This window comes from Nocardioides insulae DSM 17944 (assembly GCF_000422825.1).
Classification (GTDB): domain Bacteria; phylum Actinomycetota; class Actinomycetes; order Propionibacteriales; family Nocardioidaceae; genus Nocardioides; species Nocardioides insulae.
This window is the reverse complement of sequence record NZ_AUGU01000013.1, coordinates 367,050-380,375: the sequence shown is the minus strand read 5'-3', so window position 1 is coordinate 380,375 and position 13,326 is coordinate 367,050. Positions and strand designations below refer to the sequence as shown.

Annotated in this window: 13 protein-coding genes; 4 read left to right on the top strand and 9 right to left on the bottom strand. The window is 73.1% G+C overall.

The window, feature by feature from the left end; all coding sequences use genetic code 11:
* Positions 1-7 precede the first annotated feature (7 nt).
* On the top strand, positions 8-505 hold the full coding sequence (locus G515_RS0102435) for a flavin reductase family protein (RefSeq protein ID WP_028658847.1): 498 nt from the start codon (positions 8-10) through the stop codon (positions 503-505).
* On the top strand, positions 502-1,407 hold the full coding sequence (locus tag G515_RS0102430) for a hypothetical protein (protein ID WP_028658846.1): 906 nt from the start codon (positions 502-504) through the stop codon (positions 1,405-1,407). Before G515_RS0102435 ends, G515_RS0102430 begins: the two co-directional genes overlap by 4 nt.
* 96 nt (positions 1,408-1,503) lie before the next feature.
* Here G515_RS0102430 and G515_RS0102425 read toward each other — a convergent pair whose 3' ends face one another.
* Together G515_RS0102425 and G515_RS0102420 are read right to left on the bottom strand one after the other, a co-directional pair.
* Entirely contained in the window at positions 1,504-2,973 is a 1,470-nt protein-coding gene (locus G515_RS0102425; RefSeq protein ID WP_028658845.1) for an FGGY family carbohydrate kinase, read from the bottom strand.
* Positions 2,970-3,800 carry a DUF1028 domain-containing protein gene (locus G515_RS0102420; protein ID WP_028658844.1) on the bottom strand — a complete coding sequence of 277 codons (831 nt, stop codon included), beginning with the start codon at positions 3,798-3,800 and terminating at the stop codon, positions 2,970-2,972. Before G515_RS0102420 ends, G515_RS0102425 begins: the two co-directional genes overlap by 4 nt.
* A 186-nt stretch (positions 3,801-3,986) precedes the next feature.
* Between G515_RS0102420 and G515_RS0102410 the strand changes: the two genes are divergently transcribed.
* Positions 3,987-5,015 (top strand): 6-phosphofructokinase, encoded by a 1,029-nt coding sequence (locus G515_RS0102410; protein WP_028658843.1) that lies wholly within the window; start codon positions 3,987-3,989, stop codon positions 5,013-5,015.
* 115 nt (positions 5,016-5,130) lie between these two features.
* On the top strand, positions 5,131-6,468 hold the full coding sequence (locus G515_RS0102405) for a class II 3-deoxy-7-phosphoheptulonate synthase (protein WP_051217759.1): 1,338 nt from the start codon (positions 5,131-5,133) through the stop codon (positions 6,466-6,468).
* 101 nt (positions 6,469-6,569) lie between these two features.
* On the opposite strand, the gene G515_RS0102400 is transcribed toward G515_RS0102405, so the two are convergent.
* The 7 genes from G515_RS0102400 to G515_RS22425 form a co-directional block, all read right to left on the bottom strand.
* Positions 6,570-7,562, bottom strand: a complete 993-nt coding sequence (locus G515_RS0102400) for a threonine aldolase family protein (protein WP_028658841.1) — start codon at positions 7,560-7,562, stop codon at positions 6,570-6,572.
* Positions 7,563-7,603: 41 nt separating this feature from the next.
* Entirely contained in the window at positions 7,604-8,242 is a 639-nt protein-coding gene (locus G515_RS0102395; RefSeq protein WP_028658840.1) for an NUDIX hydrolase, read from the bottom strand.
* The gene (locus G515_RS0102390; protein ID WP_028658839.1) at positions 8,235-8,708 is read right to left on the bottom strand and encodes a GNAT family N-acetyltransferase; all 474 of its coding nucleotides are present in this window, start codon (positions 8,706-8,708) and stop codon (positions 8,235-8,237) included. The genes G515_RS0102395 and G515_RS0102390 overlap by 8 nt, the downstream gene beginning before the upstream one ends.
* A gap of 3 nt (positions 8,709-8,711) precedes the next feature.
* Positions 8,712-9,989 (bottom strand): NADase-type glycan-binding domain-containing protein, encoded by a 1,278-nt coding sequence (locus G515_RS0102385; protein WP_028658838.1) that lies wholly within the window; start codon positions 9,987-9,989, stop codon positions 8,712-8,714.
* 190 nt (positions 9,990-10,179) lie between these two features.
* Positions 10,180-11,223 carry a 3-deoxy-7-phosphoheptulonate synthase gene (gene aroF, locus G515_RS0102380; RefSeq protein ID WP_028658837.1) on the bottom strand — a complete coding sequence of 348 codons (1,044 nt, stop codon included), beginning with the start codon at positions 11,221-11,223 and terminating at the stop codon, positions 10,180-10,182.
* Positions 11,224-11,384: 161 nt separating this feature from the next.
* Positions 11,385-12,341: a deoxyribonuclease IV gene (locus G515_RS19160; protein ID WP_051217758.1), complete on the bottom strand. Its 957-nt coding sequence runs from the start codon at positions 12,339-12,341 to the stop codon at positions 11,385-11,387.
* A 79-nt stretch (positions 12,342-12,420) separates the two neighbouring features.
* On the bottom strand, positions 12,421-13,302 hold the full coding sequence (locus tag G515_RS22425; protein WP_051217757.1) for a GNAT family N-acetyltransferase: 882 nt from the start codon (positions 13,300-13,302) through the stop codon (positions 12,421-12,423).
* Between the last annotated feature and the right edge of the window lie 24 nt (positions 13,303-13,326).

The following is a 13,326-nucleotide window of genomic DNA, read 5'->3' as shown; positions in this document are numbered from 1 at the left end:
GACCGGCGTGACGATCCACGCGGGGCACCCCTTCCCCACCCCCGACGACCCGGTCCGCCGGTTGCGCGGACGACTCGGCGGTGCGGTCTCCCTGTGGACCACCGGCGGGACCGGCGACCGGGCCGGTCTCACCGTCTCCAGCCTGATGGTTGCGACCGGCGAGCCCGCCCGGGTCCTGGGGCTCATCGACCCGGACAGCGACCTGGCCCTACGGCTCGAGGACACCGGCACCGCCCTGGTCGCGTTGCTGCGCTGGCCGCACCGCGACCTCGCCGAGGTGTTCGCCGGCACCGCCCCGTCCCCGGGCGGTCCGTTCCGTGCCGGCCGGTTCGAGCAGACCCGCTGGGGCCCGCGGCCGGTCGAGGCGACCACCTGGGCCGGCGTACGTGTGGAGGAGACCAGACCGGTGGGCTGGTCGCTGCTGGTCACGGCGGTGATCGAGCAGGTGGAGGTGGGGGAGGACGACGCGCCCCTGGAACACCGGCGAGGCAGGTACGTCCGGTGAGCGAGGAGCCCGACCAGGGGACGGTGCTGCGGGTCGCCGAGGAACTGTACGGACTGCCGCTGGCGGAGTTCACGCCCGCGCGCGATGCCCGGGCCAGGGAGCTCAAGGGCACGCCCGAGGGACCGGTGGTGAAGCGGCTGCGCAAGCCGTCCACCGCCGCCTGGGTGGTCGACCTGCTGGTGCGTCACGAGACCGAGCAGGTCGACCAGATCCTGATCGTGGGCGAGGCGCTCCGCGAGGCCAGCGCCGGGATGGACGCCGGTCAGCTACGGCAGCTCACCCGGCAGCGCCGCCAGCTCACCGCCGCCGTCACCACCCGGGCCAGGGCGCTCGCCCGGGAGCACGGGCTCAGGGTCACCCCCGCGGTCGCCGACCAGGTCGAGGCCACCCTCACCGCCGCGATGATCGATGAGGGTGCGGCCGGCGCCGTCCGCAGCGGACTGCTGGTCAGCACCCTCGCCGCGACCGGGGTGGACGCCGTCGAGGTCACCGCCGCCGTCGCCCTGCCCGGCGCGCTGGGTCACGTGGCGGCTCCCGTGCGGCCGGACCCGCCGTCCCTGCACGCCGTACCCGACGCTCCGGCCGACGCGGGTCCCGACCAGGCCGAGGTCGAGGCGGCGCGCGCCGAGCTCGCGGACGCCGAGCAGGCCCTGGCCGGCGCCGAGGAGGAGCGCACCAGCGCGGTCGCCCGCGTCGAGGAGGTCCAGGCCGAGCATCTGCAGGTGCAGTCCGAACTCGACGAACTGCGTCGTCGGCTCGTCGCTCTGGAGGCCGACGCCGAACAGGTCGGTGCCCGGCTCACCGAGGCCGAGTCCGCCCGCACCGAGGCCGACACCGCCCACCGCAGCGCCACCGCCCGTCACCGCCGAGCCGCCGCCGACCTCGACACCCTCCTCGGCTGACCTCGGCCGCCGTCGGGTGGGAGGTGACCAGGGACGATCCGGGCCGCTGAGCCTCTCGACCCGGGGTCGGCGGCACGAGCGCAGGGCCGCAGGGGGTCAGGCCCAACCGCGGGAGCGAGCGACAGCGCCGGTCCAGCGGGCGTAGTCGGCGTCCGCCGCGGACCGGTCGGTGGTCGGGGTGAAGGTGCGATCGACCGCCCAGGTCTCGCGGAGGGCGGCGGTGGAGTCCCAGACGCCGGTGCCGAGACCGGCGAGGAACGCGGCGCCGAGGCCGGTGGTCTCGACGTACGTCGGCCGCTGGACCTCGACGCCGAGCTGGTCCGCCTGGAGCTGACAGAGCAGGTCGTTGGCGGCTGCACCGCCGTCGACCCGCAAGCTGGTCAGGGCCGGCATCGTCTCCAGGACGTCCCGCACCTCGAAGGCGATCGCGTCCAGGGTGGCACGGACCAGGTGCGCCCGGGTGGTGCCGCGGGTGATGCCGAGGATCGTGCCGCGGGCGTCGGGGTCCCAGTGGGGGGCACCCAGACCGGTCAGGGCGGGCACGAAGACGACGCCCTCGCTGGAGGAGACGGTGCGGGCGATCGCCTCGGTCTCGGGGGCGGCCCCGATGATCTGGAGACCGTCGCGCAGCCACTGCACGGCGGCCCCGGTGACGAAGATCGAGCCCTCGAGGGCATAGGTGAGCTCGCCGTCGGGGGAGCGCCACGCGGCGGTGGAGAGCATGCCCGCCTCGGAGCGCTCGATCTCGTTGCCGGTGTTGGTGAGGATGAACGAGCCGGTGCCGTAGGTGCACTTCACCTCGCCCGGTTCGAAACAGGTCTGCCCGAACAGGGCCGCCTGCTGGTCGCCGGCGATCCCCGCGATCGGGAGGTCGAGGTCGAGGAAGGACCGCGGGTCGGTGCGTGCGACCTCGCCCCAGTTGGGCACCAGTTCGGGCAACGCGTCCGTGGGCACCCCGAACAACCCGCACAGTTCGGGTGACCACTCGCCGGTGGAGAGATCCATCAGCAGGGTGCGGGAGGCGTTCGAGACGTCGGTGACGTGCCAGACCCCGCGGGTCATCCGGGCGATCAGGTAGGAGTCGACGGTGCCGACGGCGTACCGGCCGCTCTCCACCAGCGCCCAGGTGTGCGGTTCGTGCTCGGCGATCCAGGCGAACTTGGTGGCCGAGAAGTAGGGGTCGATGCGCAGCCCGGTGAGCTCCCTGACCCGTTCCTCGTGGGCGCTCATCGCCGAGCAGTACGACGCGGTGCGGCGGTCCTGCCACACGATCGCCCGGCGTGGGGAGCCGAGGGTCTCGCGGTCCCACAACACGACGGTCTCGCGCTGGTTGGTGAGGCCGAGGGCGAGGATCCGCGGGCCGGCGTACCCCTTGAGCACCTGGCGGACCGCCTCCAGGGTGGCCAGCCAGATCCCCTCCGGCGTGTGCTCGACCCAGCCCGGTTGCGGGAAGTGCTGTGGGAACTCCTGGTAGCCGCGGGCCGCGATGGCGCCGTCGGAGGCGACCACGAGAGCGGTCACGCCGGTGGTGCCGGCGTCGATGGCGAGGACTGCCCCAGCGCTCATCGTCCGACCCGCACGATCTCGAGGATGCGGCGGTCGATCCAGGAGAGGTCCATGGCGACCCGCATCTCGTAGTTCTCGGTGCCCACCCAGGACAGGAAGTCGGGGAAGCCGCGGGTGGCGGCGAACGCGGTCAGTTCGGACTCCAGATCCGGGGTGACCGGCACCTTCTCCTCCTCGGTCGAGGCGGTGAGATAGAGCTGGTTCAGCGCCAGCAGGCGACCCAGTTCGGCGACCGGGTCGGCGTGGTCATCGACGCGCAGGTCGACGGCGAGGTCGTCGAGCCCGCCGTACCCGGCCTCCTCCCGCACCACCAGGAGGGCGGCGCTCTGCCGGCCGCGGAGGTCGCCGCCGGCGGCGTCGCCGGCGGCGAGCGCGGCGAGCAGTCGCTGCGCCAGGGGGAGACCCGGGTCGGAGGCGAGGAAGGCGCGCTCCATCTCGGCCACCACCTCGGGGCCGGCCAGGATGTTGCCCTGGACGGCATAGCCGGGCCCGGTCACCCCGCCCGCCCAGTGCATGCAGGCCCGGCCGGTGTGGCTGGCCGCGGTGCCGTCGACGTCCACGATCCCGACCTGTCGCCGGTCGCGGCCCGCGTCCTCCTCCAGGAGTCGGTCCAAGGCGACCGGCGCGGTGGCCCCGTCGTCGAGGTGGGCGAGCGCGAGGCCCTTGTAGGCGACGTTGGCGTCGGCCTGGGTGGCGATCGCCCCTACGCCGGCCACCGCGGCGGGCACCATCGAGCCCACCGCCAGGAACTTGGAGGCCACCGCCACGCCCCAGGACGCGTCCTCCCCGGATCCGTCGTCGGAGCGGGCCACGATCGAGAAGGTCATGGAGGCGACCTTAGTGAGGTTTCGCGTCCGTCGGGCGTGCGAGTCTCCGGCCATGTCGCCCGACCACCAGCGGAGACCTGCCCTGCTCGCCATCCGGACGGATGCGGACGGCGCCTTGTCTGCCGGCTCCTGGTTGGCGAAGGTGGAGTGAGGTGCGTCACGCCGTCGAGCGGGTGGGAGGGGTCCATGCGGGTGGGAGTACTCACCGGAGGCGGTGACTGTCCCGGCCTCAACGCCGTGATCCGTGCCGTCGTCCAGCGTGGCGCGCGGGAACACGGTGCGCAGTTCGTGGGCTACCGGGACGGTTGGAAGGGGCCGCTCGAGGGGCTCACCATGACGCTCGACCCCGGCGTGACCGCGCCCATCCTCGCGACCGGCGGCACCATCCTGGGCAGCAGTCGCACCAACCCGCTCGCACTCGATGACGGCCTCCGCCGGATCCGCGAGACCCTCAGCGGTGACGGCGTCGACGCTCTGATCGCGATCGGCGGTGAGGACACCCTGGGAGTGGCGACCGCCCTGGCCGCGGACGGGCTGCCCGTGGTCGGCGTACCCAAGACGATCGACAACGACCTGTCCGGCACCGACTTCACCTTCGGCTTCGACAGCGCGGTCACGATCGCGACCGAGGCGGTCGACCGGCTCCGCACCACGGCCGAGTCCCACCACCGTGCCCTGGTGGTCGAGGTGATGGGCAGGCACGCGGGTTGGATCGCGCTCCACACCGGGATCGCGGGGGGTGCGACAGCGACTCTGCTGCCGGAGTTCCCCTTCGAGTTGGACGAGGTCTGCGACCTGGTCGCCTCCCGGAGTGCGGCCGGTCGGGCCTCGATCCTCGTCGCCTCGGAGGGAGCGATGCCCGCGGACGGTTCCGGAATGGTGCTCCTGGAACAGGGTGAGGACGCCTTCGGGCACGTCCGCCTGGGTGGCATCGGGGACCGGCTGGCCGGTGAGGTCGAGCAGCGCACCGGGGTGGAGACCCGCTCAGTCGTCCTGGGCCACCTGCAGCGCGGCGGTGCTCCGACGGCGTTCGACCGCTGGCTGGCGACCCGGCTCGGGCTTCGCGCGATCGACGGCCTGGTGGCGGGGGAGACCGGCATCATGACTGCCCTGCGCGGCACCAGGATCCTCACTGTGCCGCTGGGCGAGGCGACCGGCCGGTTGAAGGTGGTCTCCCCCGAGGAGTACGCCGAGGCACGAGCGCTGTTCGGCTGACCTCACCCCGGCGGCGAGCGAACCGGGACCGCGGCAGCCGGCGAGACCGAGAGGGGGCCGTCTCGCCTCGTGCGACAACGGGCGTGGAGAGGCGGGCGGCACGTACCCTACTGGGGTGAGCACCGTCCCCAGCCTGTCCGAGCTGCACGCACTCGGCGCGGCGCAGCAGCCGACCTACCCCGACCGGGCCGCCCTGGACAAGGTCGTGGCCCAGCTCAGCGCGAAACCGCCGCTGGTCTTTGCCGGGGAGGCCGACGACCTGCGCGCCAAGATCGCCGCCGTCACGCGCGGCGAGTCGTTCATCCTCCAGGGCGGGGACTGCGCCGAGACCCTCGACGGGGCGACGGCGGACAACGTCCGCGCCAAGCTGCGGGTCCTGCTGCAGATGGCGGTCGTGCTGACCTACGCCGCCTCGGTCCCGGTCGTGAAGATCGGTCGGCTGGCCGGGCAGTACGCCAAGCCCCGCTCCAAGGACACCGAGACCCGCGACGGGGTGACCCTGCCGGCGTACCGCGGCGATGCGGTCAACGGCTTCGACTTCACCCCCGAGGCACGCATCCCCGACCCGCAGCGGCTGCTGGACGTCTACCACGCCTCCGCCTCCACGCTGAACCTCGTGCGCGCCTTCACCACCGGCGGTTACGCCGACCTGCGCCAGGTGCACACCTGGAACACCGACTTCGTCTCCGGCTCGCCCTTCGGTGCCAAGTACGAGCGACTGGCCGGCGAGATCGACCGGGCGCTGACCTTCATGAAGGCGATCGGCGCCGACCCCGCCGAGTTCCACGGCGTCGACTTCTACTCCAGCCACGAGGCACTGGTGATGGAGTACGACCACGCCCTCACCCGGATCGACAGCCGCACGGACAAGCCGTACGACGTCTCGGCCCACTTCGTCTGGATCGGCGAGCGCACCCGACAGCTGGACGGCGCCCACGTGGAGTTCTTCTCCAAGATCCACAACCCGATCGGCGTCAAGCTGGGTCCGAGCACGACCCCCGATGACGCCCTCGCCCTGGCGGCCAAGCTGAACCCGCACAACGAGCCCGGCCGGCTCACCTTCATCACCCGCTTCGGTGCCGGCAAGATCCGGGACGGGCTCAAGCCGGTCCTGGAGAAGGTCACGGCCGAGGGGGTCAACGTCGCCTGGATCTGCGACCCCATGCACGGGAACACCTTCGAGGCGTCCTCGGGCTACAAGACCCGTCGCTTCGACGACGTGCTCGAGGAGGTGCAGGGCTTCTTCGACGTCCACCGCGCCCTCGGCACCTGGCCCGGCGGCCTGCACGTCGAACTGACCGGCGACAACGTCACCGAGTGCCTCGGCGGCGGGGAGGAACTCACCGACGCCGACCTCGCCCACCGCTACGAGTCCACCTGCGACCCGCGCCTCAACCGGGTCCAGTCGCTCGAGATGGCCTTCCTCGTCGCCGACATGCTGAGCAAGGCCTGAGCCTCACCACCCTTTCCGCCGCGGCGGCTCGCCCCTGTTCCGGGGTGGGCCGCCGCGGGTGATTCACCGGTGGCTGGGGCTGGTCGTTCGGCCCGACCGGCTCACAGGCCGGCGAGGATCCGCGCCGCGGCCTCGGCGTCCGCGCGGGTGACGTCGAGGTGGGTCACCAGGCGAACCGTGGTGGGGCCGACCGCGCTGACCAGCACCCCGGCGTCGCGGGCGCGAGCGACGTACGCCGGCGCATCGGACCGCTCCGCGACCACGATGTTGGTGTCCACCCCGGCGGGGTCGACACCGAGCGACTCGGCGAGCAGGGCCGCGTGGGCGTGGTCGTCGGCGAGTCGCTCGATGTGGTGGTCGAGCGCGTACAGTCCGGCCGCGGCGAGGACACCGACCTGCCGCATCCCGGCACCGAGGCGTTTGCGCCAGACCCGGGCCTCCTCGATCGCCTCCGATGTCCCGACCATCAGGGAGCCGACCGGGGCGCCGAGCCCCTTGGAGAGGCACACGGCGAGCACGTCTGCCACGGCGCCGTACTCGGCGAGCGGGGTGCCGGTGGCGACGTGGGCGTTCCAGATCCGGGCACCGTCGAGGTGGATCGCCACCTCCCGTTCGTCGGCGAAGCCGCGCAGCGCACGCAGGTCGTCGAGGGGGAGGACGGCGCCGCCGGCGAAGTTGTGGGTGTTCTCCACCGCGATCGCGGCGGTCGGGACGAAGAAGGGGCCGAGGTCGGGCGCGAACAGGGTACCGATCTGGGCCAGGTCGATCTGCCCGCGGGGATGGTGCCAGGTCCGCATGGTCACGCCGCTGATAGCGCCGTGGGCACCCAGCTCGGCGCGGGCGATGTGGGCAGCCGACTCGCAGAGGACCTCCTGGCCCGGCCCGACGACCGAGCGCACCGCGAGCACATTGGCCAGCGAACCGGTCGGGGTGAACAGCGCGGCCTCGTGGGCGAACAGTCCGGCCACCCGCCCCTCGAGGTCGCGCACGGTCGGATCCTCGCCGTACACGTCGTCCCCGACCTCGGCATCGGCCATCGCCGCCCGCATCGCCTGGGTCGGACGGGTCACGGTGTCGGAGCGCAGGTCGATCACGAGGCCATTGTGCACGGCCCTCCCGGGCGAGGATCCCGGGGTCAGCGGTGGGTGAAGGCGGGCTGGGTCAGATCGGCGACCCGGGTGTCGCGCCCGTGCAGGCCGACCTCGCGGAACTGGAGCAGGATCGCGCCGGTGGGGGCGTGGATGCGGGTGTCGGGGGCGACGTACAGCTGGAGCAGAGGCTCGGGGACCGGGCTGCCGTCGCGGTCCCGGTCCGACCAGCGCACCACGTCCGGCGCGTGCGCCAGCCGGTCGACCGAGAAGGTATGGACCGAGGCGACCTCCGGGGACGCCGCAGCGGGCAGCCAGCCCTCGGGCGCGGCGATGACGAGCGGGGTGATCGCGAAGCCGGTCTTGGTCGGGAAGTCGTCGAGTACGCCGAGCACGCGCACCTCCGCAGCCGGCAGGCCGACCTCCTCCTCGGCCTCGCGCAGCGCCCCTGCCAGCGGGGTCTCACCGGGCTCGACCTTGCCGCCGGGGAGGGCCCACTGGCCGGCGTTGCGGCCGCGGCGGGCGCGTCGGATCAGCACGTAGCGTGCCTCGTCGTCCTGCTCGAAGAGCACGACGGCCACCGCCGCGAGGCGCAGTGTCCCGTCGGGGGCGGCGGGGATCGGGGGTCGTGCCCGCAGATGGCCGGCCGCCCGGTCCACCAGGCTCGCGAAGGTCAGTTCACTCATCGGGGTTCCTCTCCCAGAGCAGCTGTGCCAGCTGCCCGCCGTCCTGCAGTTCGGTGACCTGGCCGGTCTCGGTGAATCCCGTGGCCGCGAAGAGCCGCCGCGCGCGGCGGTGGCCGGGGTGGATCCATACGCTCAGCCGCGGCCAGCGGTCCTGGAGGCCCCGCACCAAGGTGGTGCCGATCCGGCTTCCCCACCGCGCCGGGTCGACCGCCACGGTGGCGATGTGGCCGGTGTCGGGGCGTCGCCGGACGCCGTCGTCGAAGGTCTCGGCCAGTGCCATCCCGGCGGGCAGGTCGCCGTAGTGGGCGAGAAGCACCCGTTCGCCCTCGGCCACCTTGCCGCGCACCCGGGCGGTCCGCTCGGGCCCCGAGGGGCGAGGACGAGTGCGGTCCGCCGCGGCCCACACGGCCATGGCCACGTCGAGTTCCTCGGCGGTGGTCACCTGGGTCACGGTGATGCGTGGCATGGCTCAGCCGGTCCTGCCGGTGAGGGAGACCTCGCTCACCGCCGTGTAGTCGCGGGCGGCGGCGCCACTGCCGGGCTCGCTGACCTCCAACAGTCGCAGGGTGAGCGTCTGGGTGGTGTAGTCGGGGACGCTGACGGTCTGCATCGCGCGTGCGTCAGCGAGGTCCTGCTGGACGGTTCGCCCGTCGTCGAACTCCCACTCCACGGCCCGGACCCGCCGGTTGCCGGCGTACCAGTCCAGGGTGCGACCGCCCTCCCGGGAGGTCTTGTCGTAGCCGTTGACCAGGCCCACCTCGGTGAGGGTGGTGGGGGCGTCCAGGGTGAGGGTCAGCACCGTCCCCGTACCGTCGCCCGCCATCCGCCAGGCGCTGTGGATGTCGCCGTCCACCAGGTTGTCGGCACCGTAGCTCACGGTGTCGCCGGAGACATCGGTGCCGGGACCAGCGGTGGCGGGGGCCGAAGCCCCGGCCGAGGCGGCGACATCGTGTTCCTCGCCCCCGAGCGGACTCCGGGAGGGGGCTGGGGAGTCGTTCTCCTCCGCTCCGGTCGCCTCGTCCGACGCGTCAGACCCCTCGGCCGGTGCGCTGGTCGGGGACGTGGCGTTCGCGCGCTCGGGATCGTTGCCCCCGCCGAGGAGCAGCCACAGGCCGATCAGCAGGACGACCGCGCACAGCAACCCGATGACCAGCCAGAGCACCCAGGCGGTACGCCGACGCCCGCCCACACGCTCCTCGTCCTTCCGGCCGGCGGAGAAGGTGATCGGTCCGGCCGCGTAGTCCCCGTCCTCGATCTGCTCCTCGGGCGGGTCCGGTGGGGTCTGCTCGGGCGCACTCGCGGGTTCCGCGGGCTCGGCGGAGTGGTGGAGTTCATCGGCGAACAGCGGGTAGCGCGCGCTGTTCGGTGGCGGTATCGGCGGTGGCGGGCCGGTGGGGCCGGCCGGTGTCGCCGCGGGCGGTGTGGTCGGGGGTGGCACCGGTGCGATGCCCCGGACCCGGGTCACCGTGGGGTCCAGTTCCTCCGCCGGCTCGGCGGGCTCGATCGGTGCGACCGGACGGGTCGGCTCGGTCGGGGCGGTCGGCACTGTCGGCGCGGCGGACGGGGCGGGATCGGGCCGCTCGGCCGGGCCGGACTCCGTGAGGGGGTCGGTCAGCGGGTCGGACAGGGGACCGAAGAGGGGATCGGTGAGCGGGTCGCGGGGGTGCGCCGCAGGTGCCTCGTCACGGACAGCAACCGAATCCAGTCGGTGACCACAGGCGCTGCAGAACCGGCCACCGTCCTGCACGTGGCCACACTGCGTGCATTCGTTCACGCCGTTCCCTCCCGGGCTGCCGGATCTTGTCGGGCCACGGCCGAGGGGTGCAGCCGTGGCTGTCTCCGATGCGGGGTCCGCGCAACAGGGTAAGGGACGCCTCGACAGGCTTTCAGGGACCGGTCCGGAGGGTGGATCCCGTGTCCGGCTCCGAAGGTGCGGGTCAGTGCACCCGATCCGCGGCACCGACCCGGCCGACCTCGCGGGGCAGCCGGCGGCAGGCGGTCGCGAGTTCGCGGAGGTCGGAGCCCAGCAGCGCCTGCGGGCCGTCGCACAGGGCGCTCTCGGGATCGGGGTGGACGTCGGCGACCAGGCCGTCGGCGCCCACGGCGATGCTGGCCCGGGAGAGCGGCACGACGAGGTCCCGGCGACCGGAGGCATGAGAGGGATCCACCACGACCGGGAGGTGGCTGGTGGCCTGCACCATCGGGACGGCGGACAGGTCGAGGGTGGCGCGGGTGGTGTTCTCGAAGGTGCGGATGCCCCGCTCGCACAGCACGATGTCGAGGTTGCCGCACCGGGCGACGTACTCCGCCGCCATCAGCCACTCCTCGACGCTCGCGGCCGGGCCGCGTTCGAGGAGGACGGGGCGGCCCGCCCGTCCCACGGCCTGGAGGAGCGGTACGTTGGACATGCTCCGCGCGCCGATCTGGATCAGGTCGACGGTCTCGGCGACCCGGTCGACGTCGCGGGGGTCGACCAGTTCGGTCATGATCGGCAGGCTCATCGCCCGGCCGACGTCGGCAAGGATCTCCAGACCGTGCGCTCCGAGACCCTGGAAGGCGTACGGCGAGGTGCGTGGCGTGAAGGCGCTCCCGCGCAGGATGGTGGCTCCCGCCGCCTTCGCCATCTGGGCGGCCTCGAGGGTCTGCTCGACGGACTCGACGGCGCACGGCCCGGCCAGCAGGGTGAAGGTCTCCGGTCCGATCGGCACCCGGCCGCTGGGGCCGTCGATCCAGATCGTGCTGCGCTCGGGATGGTGCTGGCGGCTGACCAGCTTGTACGGGTCGGAGATGCGGCGTACGTCGGCGACGCCGGGGAAGCTGCGGAGGTTGAGCTGGTGGAAGGCTTCGATGTCACCGACCAGCCCGATGACGGTGCGCACGACGCCCTTCGACACGTTCGCCTCGCCGCCGACGCTCTCGACCTTCGCGACGATATGCGCGATGTCCGCGTCGGTGGCGTCCGGAGCCATCACGATGACCACAGCTGTCCCCCTTCCAGCGCCGGCACGCCCCCACCCGGAGAGGACGCCTGACGCGAGGAATCTAGCCATCCGTGGCGGTCGTCACGGGCCGGAAGACAGCATGCGGACAGACGTTGTCGAACCGTGACCTGACGGCGGTCGAACCGGGCTCGGAACCGTGCTCAGACCTCGGCTCGGACCTCTGCGCGGACCTCTGCGCGGACCTCTGCGCGGACCTCTGCGCGGAGCTGCTTGAGGAGTGCGATGTCGGGGTCGGCCTCGTCGCGCGAGCCAGGGGTCTCCAGCACCAGTGGCACCCCGTCGGTGCCGGGGTGGGCGAAGAGCTCCCGGAAGGCGTCCGTGCCGATCTCGCCCTGGCCGATCTTCTGGTGCCGGTCCTTGAAGGCACCCCGGACATCCATGGAGTCGTTGGCGTGGATGAGCCGGAGCCGGTCCGGTCCGCCGATCTCCAGGATCCGGTCGACGGTCGAGGTCGTGCCGCCCGGCTCGTCGAGCGGGGCACCGGCGGCGAAGACGTGGCAGGTGTCCAGGCAGATGCCGGCCTTGGGGTGGAAGTCCAGGGCTCCGAGGTAGGCGGAGAGGTCCTCGACCCCTGCGCAGAGCGAACGGCCCTGACCCGCGGTGGGCTCGAGCAGCAGCCATGGCGCGGCGTCGTCCTCGAGCGTCTCCAGCAGTGGGAGCAGCGCCTCGCGGACCTGGGCCAGGGCCGCGGCGTGCCGCTCCGCGGAGCTCGCCGGGTCGGGGTCGACGAACGAGCCGGTGTGTACGACGACGCCCTCCGCCCCGATCGCGGCGGCCCGGGCGAGGTTGTGTGCGACCACGGCGACCGACTTCTCGTAGGTGGCAGGTGTCGGCGAGCCCAGGTTGACCAGGTAGGGCGCATGGATGAAGGCCCGGATCCCGCGCTTGTCCAGTTCGGTCCGGAACGAGGCGTCCTCGGTCGGCCGGCCGGCGCTCAGCGCCCAGCCGCGGGGGTTGCCGGCGAAGATCTGGAGCGTTTCGCAGCCGAGTGCGTCCGCGGTCGCCAGGGCGCCCTTCACCAGGCCCTTGCCCACAGGGACATGGGTGCCGACGGGGTTGCGCCGCGCGGCGGCGTCGGCCTGGTTCGGGGGAGTCACGAGGGGCAAGGGTAGTGCCCAACCGCAGGCGGGACCGACGGCGGGACGGCGCCGGCCGCCCTCGACGTCGCCGGCGCCGTCAGGAGGTGGCTGCGACGGGGGAGCGGTAGCCCACCATCGAGCATTCGCGCCGGAACCCGAGACGCTCGTAGAGCGCCACCGCCGGCGAGCGGTGGTCCTGGACGGTGAGGTTGACCGTGCCCCGCGGTGAGGCCGCGAGGATCCGCCGGCCGAGCGTGGACACCAGTGCCTCACCGACGCCACGGCCGCGGGCGGACTCGGCGACGGCGAGGTAGTCGAGGTACCCCTCGCCGTCCGGTTGCACCCGTCCGGCGGCGTACCCGAGGAAGCCGTCGCCGTCGGCGACGGCCACCAGCAGGCTGCCGTCGGCAGCACCGGTCATCAACCGGTCGACCGGCGTGTAGGTCGCCGGGAACTCCCGGTCGTGCAGCGGTGCGATCGTCTCGGCGTCCTCGGGGCGGGGCTGCCGGACGCGCGGGTCCTCGGCCTGCCAGGCCTCACCCGCGGCCCGGTCGGCGACGTAGACGTGGCTGACCTCCGTGGCGGTCCAGCCGAGCTCGGCCGCGAGTTCGGCCATGGGCGCGTGCGCGATGTCGGAGCCGATCTCGCAGGTCGCGATCTCCGGCGGGAGCGCGGCCACCGCCTCGAGCAGCAGGCTCCGGGCCGTCGGGAGCCAGTCGCCGGTCGCCCAGGGACCGTGGATCCAACCTCGGCCCAGGGACGTGTCCGAGTCGCTGAGCACCGCCCCCGTGAGTACGCCGTCGTCCTCGGCGACCAGCACGGTGCTGCGCCACTCGCCGAGTTCGTCCAGCTCGGCCAGGATGCCGTCGCGTTCGGTGCCGAGGAAGATGCAGGCGCGCGCTGGGTCCTGCTGTTGGGCGGTGATGAGGTCGAGCACCTGGTCGAACTCGTCGGAGCGTGCCTGCCGGATCGTGGACATCTGAGCAGTCTGCGGTGCCCCGGC